20 protein-coding genes and 1 other RNA gene are annotated in these 25272 nt (G+C 65.4%); 8 read left to right on the top strand and 13 right to left on the bottom strand.

Going from position 1 to position 25272, the window contains the following annotated elements; all coding sequences use genetic code 11:
* Positions 1-80: 80 nt before the first annotated feature.
* From K359_RS0100735 to K359_RS0100725, 3 genes are all read right to left on the bottom strand, one after another.
* Positions 81-1109 carry a peptidoglycan -binding protein gene (locus tag K359_RS0100735; protein WP_029077609.1) on the bottom strand — a complete coding sequence of 343 codons (1029 nt, stop codon included), beginning with the start codon at positions 1107-1109 and terminating at the stop codon, positions 81-83.
* Positions 1110-1235: 126 nt separating this feature from the next.
* The gene (locus K359_RS0100730) at positions 1236-1607 is read right to left on the bottom strand and encodes a VOC family protein (RefSeq protein ID WP_029077608.1); all 372 of its coding nucleotides are present in this window, start codon (positions 1605-1607) and stop codon (positions 1236-1238) included.
* Between the two features lie 15 nt (positions 1608-1622).
* Positions 1623-2615, bottom strand: a complete 993-nt coding sequence (locus K359_RS0100725) for a hypothetical protein (protein WP_029077607.1) — start codon at positions 2613-2615, stop codon at positions 1623-1625.
* Between the two features lie 532 nt (positions 2616-3147).
* On the opposite strand from K359_RS0100725, the gene K359_RS0100720 reads away from it, so the two are divergent.
* The 3 genes from K359_RS0100720 to K359_RS0100710 all read left to right on the top strand — a co-directional run bounded on the left by K359_RS0100720 (position 3148) and on the right by K359_RS0100710 (position 8781).
* Entirely contained in the window at positions 3148-4353 is a 1206-nt protein-coding gene (locus K359_RS0100720; protein WP_156928293.1) for an efflux RND transporter periplasmic adaptor subunit, read from the top strand.
* Between the two features lie 6 nt (positions 4354-4359).
* Entirely contained in the window at positions 4360-7518 is a 3159-nt protein-coding gene (locus K359_RS0100715; protein ID WP_029077605.1) for a multidrug efflux RND transporter permease subunit, read from the top strand.
* A gap of 132 nt (positions 7519-7650) precedes the next feature.
* Entirely contained in the window at positions 7651-8781 is a 1131-nt protein-coding gene (locus K359_RS0100710) for an AAA family ATPase (protein ID WP_029077604.1), read from the top strand.
* Positions 8782-8795: 14 nt separating this feature from the next.
* Here the strand turns inward: K359_RS0100710 and K359_RS0100705 are convergent, their stop codons facing one another.
* From K359_RS0100705 to tkt, 8 genes are all read right to left on the bottom strand, one after another.
* Positions 8796-9590 (bottom strand): inositol monophosphatase family protein, encoded by a 795-nt coding sequence (locus K359_RS0100705; protein ID WP_029077603.1) that lies wholly within the window; start codon positions 9588-9590, stop codon positions 8796-8798.
* 219 nt (positions 9591-9809) lie between these two features.
* Complete coding sequence (locus K359_RS0100700; RefSeq protein ID WP_029077602.1) at positions 9810-10883, bottom strand: tetratricopeptide repeat protein; 1074 nt, start codon at positions 10881-10883, stop codon at positions 9810-9812.
* 7 nt (positions 10884-10890) lie between these two features.
* Positions 10891-11568, bottom strand: a complete 678-nt coding sequence (locus K359_RS0100695; protein WP_029077601.1) for a thiamine phosphate synthase — start codon at positions 11566-11568, stop codon at positions 10891-10893.
* Positions 11569-12609, bottom strand: a complete 1041-nt coding sequence (locus tag K359_RS0100690) for a class I fructose-bisphosphate aldolase (RefSeq protein ID WP_029077600.1) — start codon at positions 12607-12609, stop codon at positions 11569-11571.
* Between the two features lie 204 nt (positions 12610-12813).
* Positions 12814-13881, bottom strand: coding sequence for a class II fructose-bisphosphate aldolase (gene fba, locus K359_RS0100685; RefSeq protein WP_026192208.1), 1068 nt, complete (start codon positions 13879-13881; stop codon positions 12814-12816).
* Between the two features lie 138 nt (positions 13882-14019).
* On the bottom strand, positions 14020-15216 hold the full coding sequence (gene pgk, locus K359_RS0100680) for a phosphoglycerate kinase (protein ID WP_029077599.1): 1197 nt from the start codon (positions 15214-15216) through the stop codon (positions 14020-14022).
* A 133-nt stretch (positions 15217-15349) separates the two neighbouring features.
* The gene (gene gap / locus K359_RS0100675; protein WP_029077598.1) at positions 15350-16357 is read right to left on the bottom strand and encodes a type I glyceraldehyde-3-phosphate dehydrogenase; all 1008 of its coding nucleotides are present in this window, start codon (positions 16355-16357) and stop codon (positions 15350-15352) included.
* A 164-nt stretch (positions 16358-16521) separates the two neighbouring features.
* Positions 16522-18504, bottom strand: coding sequence for a transketolase (tkt, locus tag K359_RS0100670; RefSeq protein WP_029077597.1), 1983 nt, complete (start codon positions 18502-18504; stop codon positions 16522-16524).
* Between the two features lie 334 nt (positions 18505-18838).
* Here tkt and K359_RS0100665 point away from each other — a divergent pair, with 334 nt between their 5' ends.
* The 5 genes from K359_RS0100665 (at position 18839) to K359_RS0100650 (ending at position 21532) form a co-directional block, all read left to right on the top strand.
* Positions 18839-19159 (top strand): DUF4164 domain-containing protein, encoded by a 321-nt coding sequence (locus K359_RS0100665; RefSeq protein WP_029077596.1) that lies wholly within the window; start codon positions 18839-18841, stop codon positions 19157-19159.
* The gene (locus K359_RS0100660) at positions 19156-19539 is read left to right on the top strand and encodes a cell division protein ZapA (protein WP_029077595.1); all 384 of its coding nucleotides are present in this window, start codon (positions 19156-19158) and stop codon (positions 19537-19539) included. The genes K359_RS0100665 and K359_RS0100660 overlap by 4 nt, the downstream gene beginning before the upstream one ends.
* Before the next feature lie 176 nt (positions 19540-19715).
* A non-coding RNA gene (gene ssrS, locus K359_RS58280) (6S RNA) lies at positions 19716-19876 on the top strand.
* Positions 19877-20126: 250 nt separating this feature from the next.
* Positions 20127-20705, top strand: a complete 579-nt coding sequence (locus K359_RS0100655) for a 5-formyltetrahydrofolate cyclo-ligase (protein ID WP_029077594.1) — start codon at positions 20127-20129, stop codon at positions 20703-20705.
* A gap of 2 nt (positions 20706-20707) precedes the next feature.
* Positions 20708-21532: a TIGR00282 family metallophosphoesterase gene (locus tag K359_RS0100650; RefSeq protein ID WP_029077593.1), complete on the top strand. Its 825-nt coding sequence runs from the start codon at positions 20708-20710 to the stop codon at positions 21530-21532.
* 130 nt (positions 21533-21662) lie between these two features.
* On the opposite strand, the gene K359_RS0100645 is transcribed toward K359_RS0100650, so the two are convergent.
* Together K359_RS0100645 and K359_RS0100640 are read right to left on the bottom strand one after the other, a co-directional pair.
* Positions 21663-23087: a methyl-accepting chemotaxis protein gene (locus K359_RS0100645; RefSeq protein WP_029077592.1), complete on the bottom strand. Its 1425-nt coding sequence runs from the start codon at positions 23085-23087 to the stop codon at positions 21663-21665.
* Between the two features lie 237 nt (positions 23088-23324).
* Positions 23325-25094: a methyl-accepting chemotaxis protein gene (locus K359_RS0100640; protein WP_029077591.1), complete on the bottom strand. Its 1770-nt coding sequence runs from the start codon at positions 25092-25094 to the stop codon at positions 23325-23327.
* Between the last annotated feature and the right edge of the window lie 178 nt (positions 25095-25272).

Here is a 25272-nt window from a genome sequence, read left to right as displayed (position 1 = left end):
ATCTACTTCGAACGACTCTTTTCCGATGGATTGCCGGGTCAAGCCCGGCAATGACGACTGATTGGCCAGGCGCCAGCAAACTACCTCTCCGTCAGCTTCAGCTCGATGCGGCGGTTGCGCTTGTAGGCGTCTTCGGTCTGCGCGGTGTCGAGCGGCTGGAATTCGGCGAAGCCGGCGGCGACCAGGCGCTGTGCCGGCACGCCGAGCGAAACCAGATATTGCACCACCGAGATCGCGCGCGCCGACGACAGCTCCCAGTTCGACTTGAACAGCGGGCTGTTGATCGGCCGCACGTCGGTATGGCCGTCGACCCGCAGCACCCAGGCGATCTCGGGGGGGATCTGCTTGTCCAGATCGATCAGCGCATTGGCCACGGTGTCGAGCTCGGTCTTGCCCTCCGGCAGCAGCAGCGCCTGGCCGGTGTCGAAGAACACTTCCGACTGGAACACGAAGCGGTCGCCGACGATGCGGATGTCGGGGCGGTTGCCGAGGATCGCGCGCAGCCGGCCGAAGAACTCCGAGCGGTATTTCGACAGTTCCTGCACCCGCTGCGCCAGCGCGACGTTGAGGCGCGAGCCGAGATCGGCGATCCGGCTCTGCGATTCCTTGTCGCGCTTCTCGGAGGCGTCGAGCGCTTCCTCGAGCGCGGCGAGCTGGCGGCGCAGCGCGCTGATCTGCTGGTTCAGCACCTCGATCTGCGCCAGCGCGCGCGACGAGACGCTCTTCTCGGACTCCAGCGCCTTGTTGAGCTCGTTGGCGCGGCCCTGCGCGTCGTTGCCGGAACTGGCGAGCCCCTCATAGAGCCCCTTCATGCGGTCGCGCTCGCCTTCGGCGGAGGCGAGCCCGGCGCGGAGCTGCGAGACCTGGTCGTCCAGCGTCAGCTTGGAGAGCTTCTCCAGCGACAACAGCTCGTTGAGCTGGGCGATCTTGGCGGTGAGCTGCTCCAGCGCCTTGTCCTTGCCGGTGACCTCCTGCGACAGGAAGAACTGCACCACAAGGAACACCGACAGCAGGAACACGATCGACAGCACCAGCGTCGACAGCGCGTCGACAAAGCCGGGCCAGTAGTTGAAGCCGGATTCGCTACGGCGCGAGCGGGCGAGGGCCATTCGGTTTCCCTTTATCTAGAACGTTTTCAAGCGAAGTGGATACCGGTTCGCGTGAAGAAAACGCGTCAAAACAAAAATCTAGAGCCCCGTTCCGATTTCATCGGAACGGAAAAGGCTCTAACGCGGTCAGTCCTGCGCTGCATGACAGACGGCCTCGATGTTGTGACCGTCGGGATCGAGCACGAAGGCGCCGTAGTAGTTTGCATGATAGTGCGGCCGAATGCCGGGCCGTCCATTGTCCCTGCCGCCGGCCCTGATCGCGTCCTCGTAGAAGCGATCGACAGTGGCGCGATCGCTTGCGGTGAAGGCGACGTGGGCGCCGGCCTGCGGCGTGTCGCGCCGGCCGATCCAGAAGAACGCCTTCGGGCCAACGCCATAACCCGCAAACTCGGCGCCTTCGGCGTACAGGCGGCTGATGCCGAGCGAACGCAAGGCCACGTCATAGAACGCCTTGGACCGTTCGATATCGCTGATGCCGATGGTCACGTGGTCCAGCACACAGGCCTCCTCGGCTCAACTCTTCTCGGGCTGGCGGGCGAGGCGCTCGAGCAGCCGCTTGATCTCGCGGTTCTGCTCGCCCTGGCCGTCGGCCCATTCGCGGATCATCTGCTGCTCGGTACGCATATGGGCGACCAGCCCCTGGATCGCCTCGGCGAGATTGGCCATCGCGGCCGTGGTGTTGCGGCCGCCGCCGCCGCCACCTTCCTCGAGCGCAGTGCGGAGACGGTCGATCGCGCCCTGCATGTCGCCGGTGACGCCACTTTCGTCGCCGGAAATGCCGCGCACCGTGGTGGCGAGCCAGTCCTCGAGGTCGGTGTAGAAGCGGTTCTGGGCCTGGCTCGATTGCAAATCGAGGAAGCCGAGGATCAGGGAGCCGGCGAGGCCGAACAGCGAGGACGAGAACGAGATGCCCATGCCGCCGAGCGGGGCGGCCAGCCCCTCCTTCAGCGTATCGAACAATGCGCTGGAATCGCCGCCGACCTTGAGCCCGTCGATCACCTTGCCGACCGAGCCCACCGTCTCGATCAGGCCCCAGAAGGTGCCGAGCAGGCCGAGGAACACCAAAAGGCCGGTCATGTAGCGCGAGATATCGCGGGCCTCGTCGAGGCGGGTTGCGATCGAATCGAGCAGATGCCGCATGGTCTGCTGCGAGATCGACATCCGGCCCGAGCGCTCGCCGCCGAGGATCGCGGCCATGGGGGCAAGCAGCTTCGGGCGGCGGTCGATCGCAAGCCCGGGATCGGCGATGCGGAAATTATTGACCCAGGCGACCTCGGGATAGAGCCGGATCACCTGACGGAACGCCAGGATGATGCCGATCAAGAGCACCGCGCCGATCAGGGCGTTCAGGCCGGGATTGGCGAAGAAGGCGGTGACGATCTGCTTGTACAGTACGACCCCGACCAGGCCGCAGAGCACCAGGAACACCAGCATCCGCACCAGGAAGATCCGGGGCGAGGACAGTTTGCTCAGTTCGATCTCCATATCGGAGCGGGAAGGGGGCATTGCCGGATCATCCGTTCGCGAAGGCTGCATCTGCCAGCAATATGGCACAGCGGCGGAGTGAGGAAAGCCGAATCCAAAGCGGGCGCGCAGAACCTTGGGTTGAAACCGGGCGGGTTGCTGCCGCTTCGCCCAGCTTTCCAGCCCAGTCCGCGCATCACCATTGGCGCTGGAGCCGGTCCGGTCAGCAGATCGCGTGCGGGTCGCACGCACCAGCGGGTGAGGCAAGTGCCGTGACCGGTGATTCGTTCGCTGCGCCTCATGATGTTGCGATGTGCGGCATTCCTGCGCAGGCAATTGACCTATTCCCGCTCACGCAGTCGTTAATGCATTCCCACAGCCTGCGATGGAACCCGCTCACAATCCGGTGACTCGCTAAAACATGCCGCGAAATCAGTGCGATAGGTTTGTGTGACATTGAGCCGCCTGACAAACGCTTTGCATCGCAGCAAGCGGGTTTTACTTTCAGCAACAGAAGCGGTGTCGGTGTGACGCCGCCGTTTGTTTATTGCAACCCACAGGGGCGATCATCTCAATGTCTGGACTTCGCGCGCAATCGGCATGCATTGCTCTGATGCTGGCCGTGACGGCGCCACTGCTTGCTGGCTGCGACGAGCCGAATACTGCAACCGCCGCCGTACAAGCATCACCCGAGCCGGACGTCAGTGTCGTCACCGTGAAGCCGCAGGCGCGCGCGATGGTGCGCGAGCTGCCGGGCCGCATCGCGCCGACCCGCGTTTCCGAGGTGCGCCCGCGCGTCTCGGGCATCGTCGTGAACCGCATGTTCCATCAGGGCAGCGAGGTGAAGGTCGGCGATCCCTTGTACCAGATCGATCCGCGCCCGTTTGAAGTCGAATTGCAATCGACCGAGGCGGCGCTGGCGCGCGCCAAGGCCGTGCAGGAGCAGGCTGCGCTGCAGGCCCGCCGCATTGCCACTTTGACCAGCCAGCGCGCAGCGCCGGAGGCCGAGAACGAGAAGGCGATCGCAAACCTGAAGGGCGCCGAAGCCGACGTGCAGGGCCGCGAGGCCGATGTCGCGCGTGCCAGGCTCAATCTGGATTACGCGACCATTCGCGCGCCGATCGACGGCACCATCGGTGCCGCGCTGGTCAGCGAGGGCGCGCTCGTGGTGCAGAACGACGCCGCGAGCCTTGCGACCATCCAGCAGCTCGATCCGATCTATGCCGACTTCCAGCAGTCGGTGACCGAGATGAATCAGCTGCGCCGCGCCTTCGAGAGCGGTGACCTCGACCGCATTGCGTCTGATGCGATGAAGGTCCGCCTCGTGCTCGACGACGGCTCGATCTATCCGATACCGGGCAAGCTGCTGTTCTCCGACGCCAAGGTCGACGCCCATACCGGGCAGGTGACCCTGCGCGGCGAATTCCCGAATCCCGATCGCATCCTGCTGCCGGGCATGTATGTCCGCGTGCAGATCGAGCAGGGCATCGACTCCGATGCGATCGCTGTGCCGCAGCAGGCGATCCAGCGCAATGGCGGCGGCGGCAGCGAAGTGTTCGTCGTCAAGGACGACAACCTCGTCGCGGTGCAGCCGGTGCGTACCGGCTCGCTGCAGGGTGGCCACTGGTTCGTGACCGAAGGCCTTAAGGCCGGCGACATGGTCGTGGTCGAGGGGTTCCAGAAATTCGCCGCCGGCGACAAGGTGCGGCCGCAGGCCTGGCGTGACATTGACGCTGCTGCAATGACGGATTCGCAGCAGACCGCGCACGCGGTGCGGTGATCCGACATGCCCAGCTTCTTCATCGACCGGTCGATCTTCGCCTGGGTCGTCGCGCTGTTCATCTGTCTGGTCGGTGCGATCTCGATTCCGCTGCTCGCGGTCGCGCAATATCCGATCATCGCGCCGCCCTCGATCTCGATCTCGACCAGCTATCCCGGCGCGTCGCCTGAAAACCTCTACAACAGCGTGACGCGGCTGATCGAGGAGGAGCTCAACGGCGCCGCCAACATCCTGAACTTCGAATCGACCTCCGACTCGCTCGGCCAGGTCGAGATCATCGCCAACTTCAAGCCGGGCACCGACACAAGCCAGGCTTCGGTCGAGGTGCAGAACCGCCTCAAGCGCGTCGAGGCGCGGCTGCCGCGCGCCGTGATCCAGCAGGGCATCCTGGTCGAGGAAGCCTCCTCCGCCGTGCTGCAGATCATCACGCTGAACTCGACCGACGGCTCGCTGGATGAAGTGGGCCTCGGCGACTTCATGATCCGCAACGTGCTGGGCGAGGTGCGCCGCATCCCCGGCGTCGGCCGCGCCACGCTGTATTCGACCGAGCGCTCACTGCGCATCTGGATCGATCCGGCCAAGCTGGTCGGCTACGGCCTGTCCGCCGACGACGTCAACAAGGCGATCACGGCGCAGAACGCCCAGGTCGCCTCCGGCAGCATCGGCGCCGAGCCGAGCACCGATACGCAGAAGATCTCCGCGCAAGTGCTGGTGAAGGGCCAGCTCTCCTCGCCCGACGAGTTCGGCGCGATCATCCTGCGCGCTAATCCCGACGGCTCGACGGTCCGCCTGCGCGACGTCGCGCGGATCGAGATCGGCGGCCTCAGCTATCAGTTCAACACCCGCCTCAACGGCAAGCCGACCGCGGGTCTCTCGGTGCTGCTGTCGCCGAAGGGCAATGCGCTGGCGACCGCGAGCGCGGTCGAGGCCAAGATGAAGGAGCTGTCGCGCTTCTTCCCGGCCAATATCGGCTACGAGATCCCCTACAACATCACGCCCGTGGTGAAGGCCTCGATCGAGAAGGTCCTGATGACTCTGGTCGAGGCGGTGGTGCTGGTGTTCATCGTGATGTTCCTGTTCCTGCAGAACATCCGCTACACCATCATTCCGACCATCGTTGTTCCGGTGGCGCTGCTCGGTACTTGCGCCACGCTGATGGTCGTGGGCTTCTCGATCAACATGCTGACCATGTTCGGCATGGTACTGGCGGTCGGCATCCTGGTCGACGATGCCATCGTCGTGGTCGAGAACGTCGAGCGCATCATGGCCGAGGAAGGCCTGCCGCCGAAGGAAGCCACCAAGAAGGCGATGTCGCAGATCACCAGCGCCATCATCGGCATCACGCTGGTGCTGATGGCGGTGTTCGTGCCGATGGCGTTCTTCCCGGGCTCAGTCGGCATCATCTATCGCCAGTTCTCGGTAACCATGGTGGCGGCGATCGCGTTCTCGGCGCTGCTCGCGCTGTCGCTGACGCCGGCGCTGTGTGCGACCTTGCTCAAGCCAGTCGAGAAGGGCCACGGCCATGCCCGCAGGGGCGTGTTCGGCTGGTTCAACCGCGTGCTTGACTCCGGCCGCGCCGGCTATGTCAGCACGGTGCAGGCCGGGCTGAAGCGCACCGGCCGGCTGATGCTGATTTATCTCGTGCTGTTCGCAGGCGTCGCCTACGGCTTCGTGCGGCTGCCCGGCGGCTTCCTGCCGGTCGACGACCAGGGCTTCATCACCACCGACGTGCAGACGCCGTCGGAGTCGTCCTATGCGCGCACCGAGGCTGCGGTCGAGCAGGTCGAGAAGTACCTGAAGACCCGCGCCGGGATCGAGAACGTCACGTTCCTGACCGGCTTCAGCTTCCTCGGCCAGGGCATGAACACCGCGCAGGCCTTCATCACGCTGAAGGACTGGTCGGAGCGCGGCCCGAAGGATTCGGCTGCCGCGATCGTCGCTGACATCAACCGCGACCTGTCGTCGTCGATCCGCGACGCCAGGATTTCGGCGCTGCAGCCGCCGCCGATCGACAATCTCGGCAACTCCTCGGGCTTCTCGTTCCGCCTGCAGGACCGCGGCCAGAAGGGCTATGCGGCGCTGATCGCCGCGTCCGACCGCCTGATCGCGGACGCCAATGCCAGTCCCGTGTTGCAGAAGGTCTATGTCGAGGGCCTGCCGCCGGCGCCGCAGGCCAATCTGATGATCGACCGCGAGAAGGCGGGTGCGTTCGGCCTCACTTTCGAGGACATCAACAACACGATCTCGACCAATCTCGGCTCGAACTACATCAACGACTTCCCGAACCGCGGGCGCATGCAGCGCGTCATCGTGCAGGCCGACAAGACCAGCCGCATGAACGCGGACGACATCCTGAATTACAACGTCAAGAACAGCCGCGGCCAGCTGGTGCCGTTCTCGGCCTTCGCCACCATCGAATGGTCGAAGGGGCCGACGCAGATCGCGGGCTTCAACTACTATCCGGCGGTGCGCATCTCCGGCGAGGCGCGGCCCGGCTTCACCTCGGGCGATGCGATCGCAGAGATGGAGCGGCTCGCCGACAAGCTGCCGCGCGGCTTCGGCTATGAGTGGACCGGCCAGTCGCTGCAGGAGAAACTGTCGGGCTCCCAGGCGCCGTTCCTGCTCGCGCTGTCGGTGCTGGTGGTGTTCCTGTTGCTCGCCGCGCTGTATGAGAGCTGGACCATTCCGCTCGCGGTGCTGCTGACGATTCCGCTCGGCATTCTCGGCGCCGTGGTGGCCGCGACGATGCGCGGCCTGTCCAACGACGTCTATTTCACCGTTGGCCTGATCACCATCATCGGCCTTGCCGCCAAGGACGCGATCCTGATCATCGAGTTCGCCAAGGATCTGCGCGCGCAGGGCAAGCCGCTGGTCGAGGCGACCATCGAGGCGTGTAGCCTCCGATTCCGCCCGATCCTGATGACCGGCCTTGCCTTCGTCTGCGGCGTGCTGCCGATGGCGATCGCGACCGGCGCTGGCGGCGCCAGCCAGCAGGCGCTCGGCACGTCGGTGATGGGCGGCATGATCGCGGTCGTGATCCTGGCGCTGTTGCTGGTGCCGGTGTTCTTCGTCAGCGTGCAGCGCGTGCTGGCGGGGGATCGCGAGAAGGCGCCCGAGAAGGCCGAAGCCTATAGTCCGCCCGCGCCGGCGCGGGGCGGCCACTGATGTCCGAGATCGGCGCCGATCTCATCAGGGCCTGGCGCCGCCTCCGGCTTGCTCTCGCAAGCCGACCAATCCAGATTGCATCTCTGGATTGAACGGGGAGCGTGCAGGCAACCCGAGGATTGAGGGCATGTGATGCGGCCGACCGATATTGCGATCTCGAATTATCGCTCCATTCGGCGGCTCTTCATGCCCATCGAACCGCTGTCGGTATTCGTCGGCGAGAATGGTGTCGGCAAATCCAATCTTTACAAGTCCCTGTCGCTGCTGCGCGACGCGGCGACGGGCCGGATCACCCGCACGATCGCCGATGAAGGTGGATTGAACTCCGTCTGCTGGTCCGGCATTCGCAAGCGGGGCGAGGATGGACGACTGCGATTGGCGGCCAGATTCGACGACATCAGATACGCCATCGAGCTCGGATTTCCCGGCCCGCTCGAGGCGGCATTTTCCGGCGAGCCGATGATCAAGTCCGAGCGCATCGAGGTGGCCCACGGAAAGCGCAAAGTACTGCTGATGGAGCGGACGAATTCACATGTCAGCGTGCGCGGCGAGAGCGGCGCCTTGAGCGAGCACAAGGATGCGGTGCTGCCGTCGGAAACCGCGCTCGCCGGATTCCTCGACGGCAAGACGTGCCCCGAAGTCGACCTGATCAGAAACGCAATGCAGAGCTGGCGATTCTATCACGATTTTCGCACCGATTCGGCGTCGCCGATCCGAAAGCCTTGTCTCGCGATCACGACGCCTGCGCTCTGTGCCGATGGCAGCGATCTGGCTGCCGCCCTGGCGACCCTCTACGCGATCAGGGAAGATGCCTGCGACCTGCAGGATGCGATCGAGGATGCGTTCCCGGGCGCCGAGCTCCGGGCATGGGAAGAGAACGGGCGGTGCGAATTCGAACTGCAACTGGCGGACATGCCGCGTCCGTTCAAGGCACACGAGCTATCCGATGGGACGCTGAAATATATCTGCCTGCTCGCCGTGTTCATGGGCTATCGGCTGCCGCCGTTCATCGCACTGAACGAACCCGAGGCCAGCCTGCATCCATCGCTGCTGGCGCCATTGGCCCGGCTGATCGCCAAAGCGTCGCGCCGCGCCGGCATCTGGATTGTCACCCATTCGGAACAGCTGATGGAGGCGTTGCAAAGCGAGAGTTCGGTCCCGCTTCGCCGGGTGATCAAGGCCAAGGGCGCCACGGCCATCGAAGGCCTGACCCTCGGCGGTGAATTTCGTGACGAGGAACGCGACGACGACGATGACGATTAGATCGTGCCGTCGTGCTACTGCCCGAGCGGTTTCAAAATCTTGATCAACTCGCCGTGCACGAACTCGTTGCCGCAGACGACGTGGCCGGTCTGCAGCGGGTCGTCATTGCCCTGAATGCCCGAGACGGTGCCGCCGGCTTCCCTGACCATGATCTGGCCCGCCGCGATGTCCCAGGGCTGCAGATTGCGCTCCCAAAAGCCGTCGAGCCGGCCGGCGGCGACGAAGGCGAGGTCGAGCGAGGCGGCGCCGAAGCGGCGGAAGCCCGCGACCTTGGTCTGCAGCGCGGCCATCTCCTGCAGCGCCAGCTGGTGATTGCCGCGGCCGATATGCGGCAGGCCGCAGGCCACCACGCATTCATTGAGCTGGCGGCGGCCGGCGACGCGCAGCCGCTGGTCGTTGAGGAACGCGCCCTTGCCGCGCTCAGCGATGTAGAGCTCGTCATTGGCGGGATTGTAGATCACGCCGGCGATGATCGTGTCCTCGCGCTTCAGCCCGATCGAGATCGCGAATTGCGGGATGCCGTGCAGGAAGTTGGTGGTGCCGTCGAGCGGATCGACGATCCAGGTGTGGCTCTTGTCCGAGCCTTCGCGCTGGCCGCCTTCCTCGCCGAGGAACCCGTAACCGGGCCGGGCCTTTTCGAGGTCGGTGTAGAGCATCTCTTCGGCGCGCTTGTCGGCGAGCGAGACGAAGTTCGCCGGCCCCTTCAGCGACACCTGGAGATGTTCGATCTCGCCAAGGTCGCGCTTGAGGCTGCGGCCGGCGCGGCGCGCGGCCTTGACCATGACATTGATGAGGGCGGAGTAGAGCATGATGGCGGCTTCTTCGGTGCGATTGAGCTGACGGCGGGTTCAAAGTGGTCCCGTCATCCTGAGGAGCGCGGAACGCGCGTCTCGAAGGATCGACAGCCACCAGCCGGGCCGCGCATCCTTCGAGGCTCGCTCCGCTCGCACCTCAGGATGACGGGGAACGGCTTGCGGCGTCGGAGATTGCTGGACTGGGTGCCCTCTGGAGGCCGCCCCGTCAAGGCGTCATTTGACGTTGTTTCCGATCCATTTCCGGGCAGCAGCCTCGCCCTTGGCGCGGTCTTCCGGGCTCATATCGGCGAGGATGTCGTCGAGATCGGGGTCGCCCTTGCCCGCGGTCTTGGCGACGGTGTGCCATTTCAGCGCCTCGACCTTGTCCACCGGGGCGCCGGCGCCGGTCGCCAGCACATGGGCGAGGCGGTTTTGCGCGATCGCGCTGTTCTGCCGGGCCGCCTTGCGCAGCATAGCCACCGCCGCCGGCACGTTCCGCGGCGTGCCGGAGCCGTTATAGAGCGCGATGGCATATTCGACCTCGGCATCGACATTGTCGGCCAGCGAGGCGGCCTGCAGCAGCCGCGCCGCCTTTTCGAGGTCCTTCGGCACCCCGGTGCCTTCCTTGTAAAAGGTCGCGAGCGCGTATTGTGCCTCCGGGCTGCCGGCGTCGGCGGCCATCCGCAGCAGCTCGGCGGAGCGCTTGAGGTCCTGCGGCAGGGTCTGGCCGTCGAGATAGAGCAGCGCAAGATTATAGGCCGCCTTGGGTTCGCCGAGCTTGGCCGACGATGCCAAAAGCTTGACCGCGGAATCCTTGTCCACCGTGCCGCCGCGTCCTGCGATCCGCATCATCGCGAGCGCGAACATCGCCTCGCGGTCGCCGGCATCGGAGGCGCGCTTGTACCATTCGTCGGCCTTGACGTAGTCGCGCTTGACGCCGAGCCCGTTGGCATAGAGCTCGCCCAGCATCGTCATCGCCTTGGCATCGTTGTTGTTCTGCGCGCGCGCCGTCGCGAGGTCGAACGCCGTCTTGTACATGCCGCGCTGATAGGCGCCGTAGACGAGGTCGACATTGGGATCGTCCGGCGTCGGGGTCGGCGAGGGCGTCGGGGTGGGCGTCGCCGAGGCGGCAGGCTTCGGCACTGGCTTCTTCGCGACCGGCGCATGCACCTTCGGCTTCTCTTTCGGCGCCTCCTTCTGCGCAGGCGGCGGCGTCTGGGCCGGCGGCGTGATCGAGAGCTGCGCCATCGCGCCGCTCGCCAGCATCGTGCAGCCGAGCGCAACACCTATCGGACGCAGGGACTTCATTCCGGCGTCATCCCTCGGCCTTGGCCGTGCCGAATGTGCTGGCATGGGCCTGCGCAATCGCTTCGCCGATCTCGACGAGCGCCGCCTTGGCGCCGCGCGGATCGGACCAGATAACATCTCCGACCAGCACGAAATCCGCGCCGGCCGATGCGAACGCCTCGGCCTCCTCGCGCGAGGTCGCAAAGCCTGTGCAAGGCGGCTCGAACAATTCGTCCCACCATTGCAGCCGCTCGGCGATCGCCTCGGTCGAGGGCCGCTGTCCCCTGGCATCGGGCTCGCCGAACAGCACATAGTCGGCACCGGCCTCGCCCGCGGCCATGGAATCGTGGCGCGTCGCGAGCCCGCCGACGCCGACGATGCGGTCGGGCTTCAGCGACGGCATCGCCTCTTCCATCGCGGCGATGCCGGTCAGATGCGCGCCGTCGGCGCCGGCGCGGGCCACGATATCCGGATGACCGTCGATCAGCAGCGCAGCACCGGCGTTCTGGACCGCCGGCGCCAGCGCCTTGACGGAAGAAATCATGCTGCGCGGATCGCTCTCGCGCAGCCGCACCAGCACGGCCGCGACGTCGGCCGCGGCGAGCAGCTCGGCAAGCTCGGCCGCAAGCTGCGCGGGCTCGTCGAGCGGCGGCGTTGCCAGATAGAGGCGCGGCGCTGGCCGCGGCGGAACGGGCTTGGTCGCCAACTATGCCGCCTGCTTTTCGAGGCCGGCTTCCCAATTGCCGGTGCTTGCCAGCCCGTTCATCCGGGCGCGGTGCGAAAAGGCGCACTGGCCCGCGGGGACGTTGTCGGGCTTGCCGGACCACGCCTTCTGCGGCGCCGCCTGTAGCGCACGGCCATAGGAGAAGGTCAGCCGCCAGGGCAAATGGCCGATCTTGTTCATGGCGTCGAGATGCGCGGTCGCTTCCTCGTCGCTCTGCCCACCGGAGAGGAAGGCGATGCCGGGCACTGCGGCCGGCACGCAACTCTTGAGCAGGCGGATGGTCTTCTCGGCGACTTCCTGCACCGACGCCTGCTTCGGGCATTTCTTGCCCGAGATCGCCATGTTCGGCTTCAGGATCATGCCTTCCAGCGCGACGCGCTGCACCCGCAATTCCTGGAAGGTGCGGTTCAGCACGCGTTGCGTGACCTCGTAGCAGCGGTCGATGTCGTGATCGCCGTCCATCAGCACTTCCGGCTCGACGATCGGCACGATCTGCGCGGCCTGGCACAGCGCGGCATAGCGCGCCAGCGCATGCGCATTGACGCGGATCGCGGTCATGGTGGGGATGCCGCGGCTGCCGGCGCCCGAGCCGATATCGATCACTGCGCGCCATTTCGCAAAGCGCGCACCGCGCTCGTAATATTTCTTCAGCCGTTCGGCGAGCTTGTCGAGGCCGACGGTGACGAGTTCGCCCGGGCAGTTCGGCAGGGCTTGCGTGCCTTCGTCGACCTTGATGCCGGGAATGCTGCCCGCCTGCTCGATCAGCTTGACCAGCGGCGTGCCGTCCTTGGCATCCTGCCAGATGGTCTCGTCGTAGAGGATGACGCCGGAGATGTACTTGCTCATCGCCTCCTGCGAGCGGAACAGCATCTCGCGATAGTCGCGGCGATTGTCCTCGGTCGAATCGACCTTGATGGCGTCGAACCGCTTCTTGATGGTGCCGGAGGATTCGTCGGCGGCAAGGATGCCCTTGCCCGGGGTGACCATGGCGAGGGCAACTTTGTTGAGGTCAGCGAGGTTCATGGAAACGTTCTCCAGAGCGCATTGCCTTTGCAAACCAAAATAGGCGGTTCTCGGGCAAATGCCTAGAAAACGTTCGTCGCGGCCGCTGTTTGTCGCAGTCGGCGATCAAGCCCCGGGACACCGTTTCCAACTGCGTCGGAGCCGGTGTCCCGCGTTAATGTTTCGGGCAATATGGTGTCAGCGATCTCTCGTCAGGCGACCTCTTTAGGCGACCTTGGGGTCGAGCTGGCCCGCAGCGTAGCGCTTGGCCATTTCCGCCGTGGTCAGCACCTTCTTGATCTTGCTGGCCTGGCCCGCGGTGTTGAACTCCTGCAGGCGCTGCTTGCACAGCTTGGTCATCGCCTCCATCGCGGGCTTCAGGTACTTGCGCGGATCGAACTCTTCCGGATTGTCCTTCAGCACCTTGCGGATCTGGCCGGTCATCGCCATCCGGTTGTCGGTGTCGATGTTGATCTTGCGCACGCCGTTCTTGATGCCGCGCTGGATCTCGGCGACCGGCACGCCCCAGGTCGGCTTCATCTTGCCGCCGTTGGCGTTGATGATCTCCTGCAGCTCCTGCGGCACCGACGAGGAGCCGTGCATCACCAGATGCGTGTTCGGCAGCTTGCGATGGATCTCCTCGATCACGTTCATGGCGAGGATGTCGCCGTCGGGCTTGCGGGTGAACTTGTAGGCGCCGTGCGAGGTGCCCATCGCGATCGCGAGCGCGTCGACCTTGGTCTCCTGGACGAACTTCACGGCCTCGTCGGGATTGGTCAGCAGCTGGTCATGCGACAGCTTGCCCTCGGCGCCATGGCCGTCTTCTTTGTCGCCCATGCCGGTCTCGAGCGAGCCGAGCACGCCGAGCTCGCCTTCGACCGAAATGCCGCCGAGATGGGCCATGCCGGTCACGGTCCGGGTGACGCCGACATTGTAATCCCAGTCGCCCGGGGTCTTGCCGTCGGCCTTCAGCGAGCCGTCCATCATCACCGAGGTGAAGCCGGCCTGGATCGCGGTCATGCAGGTGGCGGGCTCGTTGCCGTGGTCGAGATGCACGCAGACCGGGATCTGCGGGTAGATCTCGGTGACGGCGTCCATCATGTGCTTGAGCATGACGTCGTTGGCGTAGGACCGCGCGCCGCGCGAGGCCTGGATGATGACGGGCGCGTCGACCTCGGAGGCCGCCGCCATGATCGACAGCGCCTGTTCCATGTTGTTGATATTGAAGGCAGGTACGCCGTAATCGTGCTCGGCCGCGTGATCGAGCAGTTGCCGCAACGTTATGCGAGCCATTCCATTTCTCCCTGTAGTGCGCGTTCGCGGGTTTGAAGCGCGATGAGCTTAGGTTGAATCGTCATCGCGGTTTAACTCTCTGTTTGAGCATGATCTTTTCGGAAAACCGCTTCACACTTTTCCGGATCATGCTCTCAATCAGCCGTGTTTCAGAACTTCGACGCCCGGCAGCGGCTTGCCTTCCATCCATTCAAGAAACGCGCCGCCCGCGGTCGAGACGTAAGAAAAATCGCCCGCCACGCCCGCCTGGTTCAGCGCCGCGACGGTATCGCCGCCGCCGGCGACCGAGACCAGTTTCTTGCTCTTGGTGCGCTCGGCGGCATGCCTGGCCGACACCACGGTGCCGCGGTCGAACGGCGTCAGCTCGAAGGCGCCGAGCGGACCGTTCCACACCAGCGTCGCCGCGTCGTCGATCGCGGAATGGATCCGCGCGATCGACTGCGGACCGACGTCGAGGATCATGCCGTCGGCCGGGATCGCATCGAGGCCATAGGCATGCGACGGCGCATTGGCGGCAAACTGGTTGGCGACGACGGCGTCCACCGGGAGGATGATCGCGCAGTTCGCGGCGTTGGCCTTTTCCATGATCCGCAGCGCGGTCGCGGCGAGGTCCTTTTCGGCGAGCGACTTGCCGACGTTGATGCCTTGCGCGTGCAGGAAGGTGTTGGCCATGCCGCCGCCGATCACCAGCGCATCGACCTTGCTCACGAGATTTTCCAGCAGGTCGATCTTGGTCGAGACCTTGGCGCCGCCGATGATCGCGATGACGGGCTTGGTCGGTGCTTCCAGCGCCTTGCCGAGCGCGTCGAGTTCGGCCTGCATGGTGCGGCCGGCATAGGCCGGCAGCTTGTGGCCGAGGCCTTCGGTCGAGGCGTGGGCGCGATGCGCGGCGGAGAAGGCGTCGTTGACCCAGATGTCGCCGAGCTTTGCGAGATCAGCGACGAAGCCGGCGTCGTTCTTCTCTTCTTCCTTATGGAAGCGGGTGTTTTCCAGACAGAGGATGTCGCCGTCCTTGAGGGCCGCAACCGCGTTGGCCGCAGGATCACCGATGCAGTCGTCGGCGAAGGCGACCGGGCGCTTGATCACTTGCGACAGCGCGTCAGCGACTGGCTTCAGCGACTCCTTGGGATCGCGTCCCTTGGGCCGGCCGAAATGCGCGAGCAGGATCACCCTGCCGCCCTTGTCGGAAATCTCGGTGATGGTGGGGGCGACGCGCTCGAGCCTTGTGGCGTCGGTGACGCGGCCGCCTTCCATGGGGACGTTGAGGTCGACGCGCAGCAGCACGCGCTTGCCCTTCACGTCGACGTCGTCGAGGGTGCGGAATGATTTTGTCATGGGAGGTCTCTTGTCCCCGGCGCACAGCGGCGCGAAGTGCGGCTGTGCAGGACCGGGACCTTGGGTTGAATGGGTCCCGGCTCAGCGGTGCAGCGTCTCGACGCTGCACCGCGTCCGGGACACGAGACGTGAGTTAAATCAGCTTGCCGATGGCGACGGCCGTGTCGGCCATGCGGTTCGAGAAGCCCCACTCATTGTCGTACCAGGCCATCACCCGCACCAGCGTGCCGTTCTGCACCTTGGTCTGGTCCATGTGGAAGGTGGCCGAGTGCGGATCGTGGTTGAAGTCGATCGAGACGTTGGGCGCGGTGGTAAAGCCCAGAATGCCCTTGAGCTGCTGCTCGGCGGCGCGCTTCATCGCCTCGTTGATTTCCTTGGCGTCGGTGGCGCGCTTGGCGACGATCTTCAGATCGATCACCGAGACGTTCGGGGTCGGCACGCGGATCGAGACGCCGTCGAGCTTGCCCTTCAGTTCCGGCAGCACCAGGCCGATCGCCTTCGCCGCACCGGTCGAGGTCGGGATCATCGACATCGCCGCAGCGCGGCCGCGATAGAGATCCTTGTGCAGGGTGTCGAGCGTCGGCTGGTCGCCGGTATAGGCGTGGATCGTGGTCATGAAGCCGGTCTCGATGCCGACCGTCTCGTTCAACACCTTTGCAACCGGCGCGAGGCAGTTGGTGGTGCAGGAGCCGTTGGAGACGACGAGCTGATCCTTGGTCAGCGTGTCGTGGTTGACGCCGTAGACGATGGTGGCGTCAGCGCCATCGGCCGGTGCCGAGACCAGCACGCGCTTGGCGCCGGCGGTGAGGTGCGCCGAGGCCTTGTCCTTGGCGGTGAAGATGCCGGTGCATTCCAGCGCGATGTCGACGCCGAGCGCCTTCCACGGCAGCTTGGAGGGATCGCGTTCGGCCGAGACCTTGATCTTGTTGTCGCCGAGGCTGATCGAGTCGCCGTCAACGGTCACGGTGCCCGGAAAGCGGCCATGCACGGAATCGAAGCGCAGCAGATGCGCGTTGGTCTCGACCGGGCCGAGGTCGTTGATGCCGACGACCTCGATGTCCTTGCGGCCGGACTCGGCGATGGCGCGCAACACATTGCGGCCGATACGCCCAAACCCGTTGATCGCGACGCGGATTGCCATGCTGTTGTCTCCTCTAAAAGCTGCTGCCAGCCCCGCGGGAGGGCTCCCACGAAGCTTTTACGGCGGAACGCCCGGTTCAGCCGGACGCGAGCGGAAAAGATGGAGCTTTGGTAATCCTTTTTCGCGGCAAGCTCAACCTTTGACCGGCGGGTGTCAGGCCAGCGTCAGACGCGCTTCAGGGCAGCGTTAACGACGGCCTCCGCGGTAATGCCGAAATGCGGGAAAAGGTCCTTCGCCGGGGCACTTGCGCCGAATCCGTGCATGCCGATGAATTCGCCATCGTGCCCGATCACGGCATCCCAGCCCCAGCGCACCGCGGCCTCGATCGCGATCTTGACCGGGGCGTTGCCAATGATGGCATTTTGCCGCTCGGCAGGCTGCGCCAGCAGCAATTCCAGCGACGGCACCGAGACCACCCGCGTCGCGATGCCGCGTCCGGCGAGCTGCTTCTGCGCCTCGACCGCGATCTGGACCTCGGAACCGGACGCGAACAATGACACTTTTGCGTCACCCTGCGCCGCGACCAGCTCGTAGGCGCCGTGGCTGCACGGGCTGTCATTCGGCACCGTGGTGCGGAGCTGCGGCAGGTTCTGGCGGGTCAGCGCCAGCACCGTCGGTCCGTCGATGCGGTTGAGCGCCAGTTCCCAACACTCGGCGGTCTCGACCGCGTCGCAGGGACGGAACACGCGCATGTTGGGCATCGCGCGCAGCGCGGAGAGGTGCTCGACCGGCTGGTGCGTCGGGCCGTCCTCGCCGAGGCCGATCGAGTCATGGGTCATGACATAGACCACGCCGGTGCCCATCAGCGCCGACAGCCGCATCGCGCCGCGCGCATAGTCGGTGAACACCAGGAAGGTGGCACCGTTCGGCGCGAAGCCGCCATGCAGGAAGATGCCGTTGAGGCACGCCGCCATGCCGTGCTCGCGGATGCCGTAATGGATGAAGCGGCCCTTCGGCGTCTTGGCGGCAAACCCCACCGCCGACTTCGCCTTGTTGTTGTTGGAGCCGGTGAGGTCGGCGGAGCCGGCGACGAACTCCATCGGCATCGCAGCCGCGATCACCTCGATCGCGGCTTCCGACGATTTGCGGGTCGCGACGTTGAGCGGATTTTCCAGGAGCCCCTTCTTGAAAGCGCGCAGGCCCTTGGCGAGCGAGGCCGGCCGCTCGTGACGCAGACGGCGCTCGAACTCGGCGCGCTTGCGGTTGCCGAGCTGCGCGAACTGCTCGTCCCAGGCCTTGTGCTCGGCGCCGCCGCGGGCACCCGCCTCGCGCCAGGCCTTCAGCACGTCGTCGGGCACCGAGAACGGCTCGAGCGAGATGCCGAGCTTCTCCTTGGCGCCCTTGAGCTCCTCGGCGCCGAGCGCCTCGCCATGCACCTTCGCGGTGCCGGCCTTGGTCGGTGCGCCGAAGCCGATCGTGGTCTTGCAGGCGATCAGCGAGGGCTTGCTGGATTTCTGCGCACGGGTGATGGCAGCCGCAATCGCCTGTTGATCGTGGCCGTCGATCAGTTCGGCGGCCCAGCCCGCGGACTTGAAGCGCTTCACCTGGTCGACGGAGTCGGAAAGCGAGGTCGGGCCGTCGATCGAGATGCCGTTGTCATCGTACAGCACGATCATCTTGTTGAGGCGCCAGTGGCCGGCGAGCGCAATCGCTTCCTGCGAGATGCCTTCCATCAGGTCGCCGTCGGAGGCGAGCACATAGGTGTGGTGGCTGACGATCTTCTTGCCGAACTCGGCGGCGAGCATCTTCTCGGCGAGCGCCATGCCGACTGCGGTCGCGATGCCCTGGCCGAGCGGGCCGGTGGTGGTCTCGATGCCTTTGGTGTGGAAATTCTCGGGATGCCCAGGCGTCAGCGATCCGAGCTGGCGGAAATGCTTGAGCTGGTCGAGCGTCATCTCCTTGTTGCCGGTGAGGTACAGCAACGAATAGAGCAGCATCGAGCCGTGGCCCGCCGACAGCACGAAGCGGTCGCGGTCGGGCCAGGCCGGATCGGCGGCGTCGAATTTCAGGAACTGGGTGAACAGCACGGTCGCGATATCGGCGGCGCCCATCGGCAGGCCGGGATGACCGGATTTCGCCTTCTCGACGGCGTCCATGGCAAGGCCACGGATCGCATTGGCCATACGGGTGTGATCGACCTGCGACATGATGAAAAGTCCGCCTGAAATGAGGAGCTGGTTGCTGGACGCATCGGGGCGGGCAGCCGCGATGCGCGCGTGGATGGCCTTACGGGTTGGAGGGTGGATTAGCACCTCAATTCCGCAAGTCCAAGGCGATGAAACGCCCCAAAACGGGGAAAAGTTGCCCGAAATGGCCCTATTTCATTCAACGGTGCATAGTTCTGCTGCGCCGTTGCGCTCGGCTCGCTTGCCACGTAAATTTCGTCCCGTAAGCGCTTGCCGAACCGCCAGTTTTGCCGTGCGGCAGGCTTATATCCAGCAGGCTACCCAGCCAACCCAAGAAAGGTCCACGCCGCGTGTCATGAGTGATCGTCTCGCCAACGGGTCTGGCAATACCGAGGCACCGCTTGCCGATATCGATGCTGCGACAAAGCGGCTGATGGCTGCGCTCGACGCGCTGGAAAGCTCGGTGGAGCGGCGCCGCGAGGCCGACCGCGACGAAAACGAACTGGCGAGCCGGATCCAGGCGCTCGGCGCCGATCGCTCCAGACTTGCCGACGAACTCGACGGATCGCTGGTCAAGACGCGCAAGCTCGAGCGCGTCAATCGCGACATCGCGGAAAAGCTCGACGCGGCGATCGGCACCATTCGCGCCGTGCTCGAGGGCGGAGACAGCAGATGAGCCACATCAACGTCACCATCAATGGCCGGCAATACCGGATGGCCTGCGAGGAAGGCCAGGAGGTGCGGCTGCTCAAGCTCGCGGAAAACCTCGAGCAGCGCGTCGAATCGCTGCGCGGCAAGTTCGGCGAGATCGGCGATGCGCGGCTCACGGTGATGGCGGCGCTGACCGCCTGCGACGAGTTGGCCGATGCCAGCGCACGCCTCCGCAGCCTCGAGGAAGAGGTCGAGCAGCTGCGTAATGCACGCGTCGCCGCCACCGACCGCGCCCGCGCCACCCAGACCGCGGTCTCCAACGCGCTTAACGCCGCCGCCGAGCGGATCGAGCGCACCACCCAAGTGCTCAACCGCACCATCGGCGGCGGCATCGCGATCGGGTAGCCGAGGCGTCATTGCGGGGAGCGATAGCGACGAAGCAATCCATCCATCAGCATATGCGGGGGGTGGTGGATTGCTTCGCTTCGCTAGCAATGACGTCCTTGGTCGCAGGGAGGACGATCCAGAATCGCGGTTTCTTGCCGCTGGCGGAACCGGCACTTCGTCGCTACATTGGCTTCGCGAAGCTGCGTCGTGCGTCAGGAGCCATATATCCCCGGGGCCTTATCGATCCTTTAGGGAACTGTCCCTGGCCGGGTCCGTGGACCCGGACATATGGTGCCCACCTACTTTCGTAGGGAACTCCGGGATCGAGCGCTCCAACGGCCTCTGCGGCTTCGCACTATTTTTGCTGTTGCCTTGTCGTCGCGCGGCGGCGGTTCGATTGTGGTGCAGCGCTGTCCCCTGCGAAGCGGGGCGTCCAGTGCGCCGCGGCCTGGCCATACGGTGCTGAAGCATGATCCGGAAAAGTGTGAAGCGGTTTTCCGAAAAGATCATGCTCAAACAAGAACGCTAAAGCGCTCATCGCGCTTTAGCGTCTCTGGAACGATGGATCGTCCGTTGTCGCGGACGACGACAGCGGAAGATGGATCATGCACGCAGCTCCATCGAAGGCCGAGCTTCGGGCGCTTGCCCTCGCCAAGCGTGATGCGCTGAGCGACGAGCAGCGCGCAGCGGCGGCCGAGGCGCTTGCCAAGCGCGGCGCGCCGTTCGAGATCACGCAAGGCATGATCGTCTCCGGCTATGCGCCGATCCGCAGCGAGTTCGATCCGGCGCCGCTGATGAAGAAGCTGGCCGAGAAGGGCGCGCGGCTCGCGCTGCCCTGCATCAATGCGCGCGGCCAGTCGCTGACCTTCCGCAGCTGGTCGCCGCAGGACCGGCTGATGCTCGGGCCGCTCGGCATTCCCGAGCCGTCGCCGGCCTCACCCGAGGTGCATCCCGACGTGATGCTGGTGCCGCTTGCGGCTTTCGACAAGCTCGGCCACCGCATCGGCTATGGCGCCGGCTATTACGACTATACCTTTGCGCATCTGCGAAAGGCCAAGCATGTGATCGGGGTCGGGATTGCCTTCGCTGCACAGGAAAGCAAGGCTATTCCGGCGTTGTCGCACGACGTCCCGCTGGATTATGTGCTAACCGAGCGCAAGACGTTCGATTTCCGGAGCCCCTAGCATTGCGTATTCTGTTCGTTGGTGACGTCGTCGGCAGGACCGGCCGCACCGCCATCGCCGACCACCTTCCCGGCATGATCAGGGACTGGTCGCTCGATCTCGTCATCGTCAATGGCGAGAATTCCGCCGGCGGTTTCGGCATTACCGAGGCGATCTACCAGGAGCTGCTCGACGCCGGGGCCGACGCGATCACGCTCGGCAACCACGCCTGGAATCAGAAGGAAGCGCTGGTCTTCATCGAGCGCGCGCCGCGCCTGATCCGCCCCTTGAATTTCCCGCGCCATTCGCCCGGCCGCGGCTCGACCCTGATCGACACCAAGAACGGCAAGCGCGCGCTGGTCATCAACGCGATCGGCCGCGTCTTCATGGAGCCGTCGTCCAACGATCCGTTCGCCGCGATCGACCGCGAGCTCGAGGCCTGTCCGTTGCGCGAGGGCGCCGACGCCATCGTGCTGGACTTCCATGCCGAGGCCACCAGCGAGAAGCAGGGCATCGGCTTCTTCTGCGACGGCCGCGTCAGCCTCGTGGTCGGCACCCATACCCATGTGCCGACCGCCGATCACCAGGTGCTGCCGGGCGGCACCGCCTATATGAGCGATGCCGGCATGACCGGCGATTATGATTCGGTGATCGGCATGCAGAAGGAGGAGCCGCTGCAGCGTTTCCTCACCGGCATTCCCTCCGGCCGTTTCGAACCGGCCGCGGGCACAGCCACGCTCAGCGGCATCGCGGTCGAGACCGACGATACGACCGGGCTTGCGGTGAAGGTCGCGCCGGTGCGCGCCGGCGGACGACTCGAGCCCGCGGTGCCGGGGTTCTGGACGTAGAGCTTGTAGCCCGGATGCAGCCAACGGGTCGCGCGAACGCGCGCCCGATGACAGGCTCCGCGAAATCCGGGGTCTAACAAAGCTGAGGGGCTGATCCCGGATTGCGCTTCGCTGCATCCGGGCTACGGATTTACGACTGCCGGAAGCCCATCCGGAACGCGCCCCAGTGGCGGCCGTGCACGACGATCGGCGATGACACATCCTTCATCAGCACGAAATTGCCGCCGCCCATGTCGCGGCGGTAGGTCTGCAGCAGGAACGGCTTTGTATTGGCTGCGACCTTGCTCACCGCGCGGTCATTGAACAGGCGGCGGTTGCGGCAATTGGCGTTGTTCCAGACCGGGTCGGGCCCCTGCGGCAGCCGGTAGTTCGGATTGTGGGTCGGCAGATAGCCGCCGCGTGCCCAGGCGACGCAGAACACGATGCGCGGATCGGTCTTCTGGATCGGGTCCTGGATCGCGGGCAGCACGCGATCGGTGAAGCTGACATAGTTGGTTAGATATTGCTTCGGATTGCTGCCTGCGATCTCGCGGTAATTCTCGTCCATCAACTGCGCGAGCGTGATCTCGCCGCGCGTGACCGCGTTCTCGAACAGCTCGGAAATCTGCTTCGCGGTGTCGATCACGACGCGGATCAGCGGCGCGTCACTGGTCTCCACGCCGCTGTCGGCGATGGTCACGATCAGGCTCTCGGACAGCTCGAGCAGCTTCGCGACGCGGCCGTCGGCGTGCTTGAGATCGCGCGACGAGAGATCGACGCCCTTGGCAAGCTCGTTCAGCTCCGCGATCACGGTGTCGCAATGACCGAGATTGGAGGTCGCGGCGCGCGCGACGTTGTCGATCTCGGCACCAACAGATGAAAAGCCTTCCTGCACCCGCATGATGATGCCGGAGATCTGCTGGGCGCCTTCGCCGGCGCTCTTGGCGCGCAGCGAGGCGTCGCTGCTCTCGCCGATCAGGCTGCCGATCTGGCCGTCGAGATCGCGCACCGTGTCGGAGATCTGATGCGTCGCCTGGCGCGTCGCCTCCGCAAGGCTCTTCACCTCGCTCGCGACCACGGCAAAGCCGCGGCCGGCGGTGCCGGCGCGCGCCGCCTCGATCGTGGCATTGAGCGCGAGCAGGTTGGTCTGTTTGGCGATCGCCTCGATCGAACCGGAAACCTTGGCGACCTGGCTCAGCGCGGAGCCGACAGCGGCAAGCCGCGCCTCAATCCGCGCGACCGCGGCGACGAGTTCGGAGATGTGGCTGACCGCAGTGTCCACCGCATGGCGCGACTCCGCGATCTGGCCGACCGCGGCGGACGCGGTCGATTGCACCGCCTGCGATGCGTTGGCGATGTCGTGATTGGCCGAGACCATCGTCTCGGCGGTCGCCTGCAAATGATGGAACCGCTCCGACTGGTTGGTGACGCGGTTGGCGACCTCCTGGACGTTGCCGGCGATGTCGGCGAGTTCCACTCCGAGGCCGCCGATGCGGTCGGCAAGCTGGTCAACGAGCCGTTCGGCCAGCGTCCGGTTCGATGAGGTGTCCAGAACTGCAAGCTGCGCGGCCGACATATCAGCGCTTCCTCCATCACAGCGGTCGGTTGAGCCGCCGCAGCATTCCCCATTTCAATCTAAAGCGTGATTCGCGCCGCCGGTCTTGCCTGAGCGTGCACTCCGTAGCCCGGATGCAGCCAACGGGTCTGCGCCAAGCGCGGCCCGATGACAGGTTCCCCGAAATCCGGGTTTCCCGCCCGTGGGCACGCTCGTCCCGGATTACGCTTCGCTCCATCCGGGCACCAAAAATTCCAATCAAAGCTTGTAGGCGGTGCGGAAGCCGCCCCAGTGCCGGCCGCGGACGCGGATCGGCACGTCGATCTCGCGCATCATCACGGTGGTGCCGTTACCCATGTCGCGCGGATAGCTCTGGACCAGATAGGCGCGCTGGTTCTGCGCGGCGGCGAGGCCCGCGGGATCGTTGAAGATGCGGCGATTGCGGCAATTGGCGGTGTTGTAGGCGACATCGCCCGGCCGCTGCGGATGCGAGTAGATCTTGTTGTGGACCGGCAGATAGCCGTTCCGATCGACCGTCGCGCAGAACGCCAGCCGCTTGTCCTTGGCGAGGAACGCCTCGAGCAGAGCGGGCAGCGCGCGATCCGCCCAATCCAGCATCCTTGTGCGGTATTGCACCGGATTGGTGCCGGATATTTCGACATAGTCGGTGTCGAACATGTCGTCGATCGTGATTGCGCCGCTCGCAAGGCCGCTCTCGAAGACCTTGGTCAGCGCCGTGCCTGCTTCCATCGCGCGGGTGATCAGCTCGGCGTTTTCCTCGTGGATCGCCCACATCCGGTCTTCGATCAGCTCGCGCAGCGCGGAGCTCGCAGCCTCGAAACGCGCCTGCGCGCCGGCCTTGGTGCGGTCGCCGATCCTGATCCGGCACGCACCGACATCCTGCAAGGTCGCACTCAGGGTCTCATGGGCCGGCAGCTTCTCGGCATCGGGCCCGCCGATCAGGATGCCGTCCATCGCGATTTCGTAGACCGGCGCGGTGATGATTCCGCGGGCGGTCGTGATCTCGATCTTGAGGCTGCAGGGCAGGCGCTCGTTCTTGCGCGGGTCGCTGCGCTCGTTCTGGCGGAGCAGCACCGCGCAGCGTGCCTTCAGCTTCTGGGCAAAGGCGGTCACGGCCTTCCCGGCCTTCGCAACATTGTCGCCATATGCGGCGGCTTCGCGTGTCGCGGAGTCGATCTCGCCGGCGCTGGTGCCGACCGAGACGATGAAGCTGGAGGCGGAGGCCGCGTTCTGGCCCATCTCGCCGGTAATCGCATTCTGCTCGGCGACCGCGCCGTTGACGTTCTCGAACACCGGGCGGATTGCCTCGATCGCCCGCGAGATGCGGTGCACGGCGTCCGCCGATCCGGTGGCATCCTTCTGCAGCGCCTCGATCTTCCGCGTGATCTCTTCGGTGGCGCTCTGGGTCTGCACCGCCAGCGCCTTGACCTCCGTGGCAACCACCGCAAAGCCCTTGCCGGCGGCGCCGGCGCGCGCCGCCTCGATGGTCGAGTTGAGCGCCAAAAGCGTGGTCTGCCGCGCGATCTGCGCGATCAGGTTGACGACGTTGCCGATCGCGGCCGAGGATTCGCGCAAGCGATCGACATTGGCGGTGGCCTCGCGCGCTGCGGCTGCGGCATCGTCGGCGAGTTGGCTCGCGCTGCGCACCTGCTGGCCGATGCCCTCGGCGGAATGGGTGAATCGGCCGGCGGCTTCCGAGAATGTCGTCGCGGTGTTCTGCGCGTCGCTGCTGCGGCCGCTCAGCGCGTCGGTGCGGGCGCGGATGGTCGCAAGCTTGGCTGCCGTCGCCTCGGCGCCGTCGGCGACCGAGCCTGCGGCGCGCTCGAGCTGGCGGATCATCGCGCCGAGCTCGAGTTCCAGCAGCTCCAGGATCTCCTTGGCCGAGTCCTTGGCCGAATCAGTCTCGGTCGCGGAGGCTTCAGGCGCAGCCGCCGCAGTTGGAACCTTCGGCGCGACGGCGGGCGCAGCCGGCTCCGGCACTTGCTTTCGAAACAAACCGAACGCCATGTGGGCTCTGTGGGGGCTGTTGGAAGTTGCCTTGGAGTTGCGGCGGGACGGGGCGATCCTCGCATCCGGGCGTGAAGTCATGGTTAACAAGTGCCTCATATTCCGGCTTGCGGTAGTATTCCGGGGCCGGACCGCCCCCGCCGATCTTTGATTTTGACCGCCAGGGGCCTATAAGGCC

Source organism: Bradyrhizobium sp. th-b2, from assembly GCF_000426785.1.
Lineage (GTDB): Bacteria > Pseudomonadota > Alphaproteobacteria > Rhizobiales > Xanthobacteraceae > Bradyrhizobium > Bradyrhizobium septentrionale.
Note: the sequence above shows the minus strand (reverse complement) of the source record. Positions and strands in the feature narration are given on the sequence as shown.

What these genes read in the sequence shown, in the direction of transcription:
- K359_RS0100735 (WP_029077609.1), bottom strand. Translation starts at nt 1,109, where the DNA reads ATGGCCCTCGCCCGCTCGCGCCGTAGCGAATCCGGCTTCAACTACTGG.
- K359_RS0100725 (WP_029077607.1), bottom strand. Translation starts at nt 2,615, where the DNA reads ATGCCCCCTTCCCGCTCCGATATGGAGATCGAACTGAGCAAACTGTCC.
- K359_RS0100720 (WP_156928293.1), top strand. Translation starts at nt 3,148, where the DNA reads ATGTCTGGACTTCGCGCGCAATCGGCATGCATTGCTCTGATGCTGGCC.
- K359_RS0100715 (WP_029077605.1), top strand. Translation starts at nt 4,360, where the DNA reads ATGCCCAGCTTCTTCATCGACCGGTCGATCTTCGCCTGGGTCGTCGCG.
- K359_RS0100710 (WP_029077604.1), top strand. Translation starts at nt 7,651, where the DNA reads ATGCGGCCGACCGATATTGCGATCTCGAATTATCGCTCCATTCGGCGG.
- K359_RS0100705 (WP_029077603.1), bottom strand. Translation starts at nt 9,590, where the DNA reads ATGCTCTACTCCGCCCTCATCAATGTCATGGTCAAGGCCGCGCGCCGC.
- K359_RS0100700 (WP_029077602.1), bottom strand. Translation starts at nt 10,883, where the DNA reads ATGAAGTCCCTGCGTCCGATAGGTGTTGCGCTCGGCTGCACGATGCTG.
- K359_RS0100690 (WP_029077600.1), bottom strand. Translation starts at nt 12,609, where the DNA reads ATGAACCTCGCTGACCTCAACAAAGTTGCCCTCGCCATGGTCACCCCG.
- fba (WP_026192208.1), bottom strand. Translation starts at nt 13,881, where the DNA reads ATGGCTCGCATAACGTTGCGGCAACTGCTCGATCACGCGGCCGAGCAC.
- pgk (WP_029077599.1), bottom strand. Translation starts at nt 15,216, where the DNA reads ATGACAAAATCATTCCGCACCCTCGACGACGTCGACGTGAAGGGCAAG.
- gap (WP_029077598.1), bottom strand. Translation starts at nt 16,357, where the DNA reads ATGGCAATCCGCGTCGCGATCAACGGGTTTGGGCGTATCGGCCGCAAT.
- tkt (WP_029077597.1), bottom strand. Translation starts at nt 18,504, where the DNA reads ATGTCGCAGGTCGATCACACCCGTATGGCCAATGCGATCCGTGGCCTT.
- K359_RS0100665 (WP_029077596.1), top strand. Translation starts at nt 18,839, where the DNA reads ATGAGTGATCGTCTCGCCAACGGGTCTGGCAATACCGAGGCACCGCTT.
- K359_RS0100660 (WP_029077595.1), top strand. Translation starts at nt 19,156, where the DNA reads ATGAGCCACATCAACGTCACCATCAATGGCCGGCAATACCGGATGGCC.
- K359_RS0100655 (WP_029077594.1), top strand. Translation starts at nt 20,127, where the DNA reads ATGCACGCAGCTCCATCGAAGGCCGAGCTTCGGGCGCTTGCCCTCGCC.
- K359_RS0100645 (WP_029077592.1), bottom strand. Translation starts at nt 23,087, where the DNA reads ATGTCGGCCGCGCAGCTTGCAGTTCTGGACACCTCATCGAACCGGACG.
- K359_RS0100640 (WP_029077591.1), bottom strand. Translation starts at nt 25,094, where the DNA reads ATGGCGTTCGGTTTGTTTCGAAAGCAAGTGCCGGAGCCGGCTGCGCCC.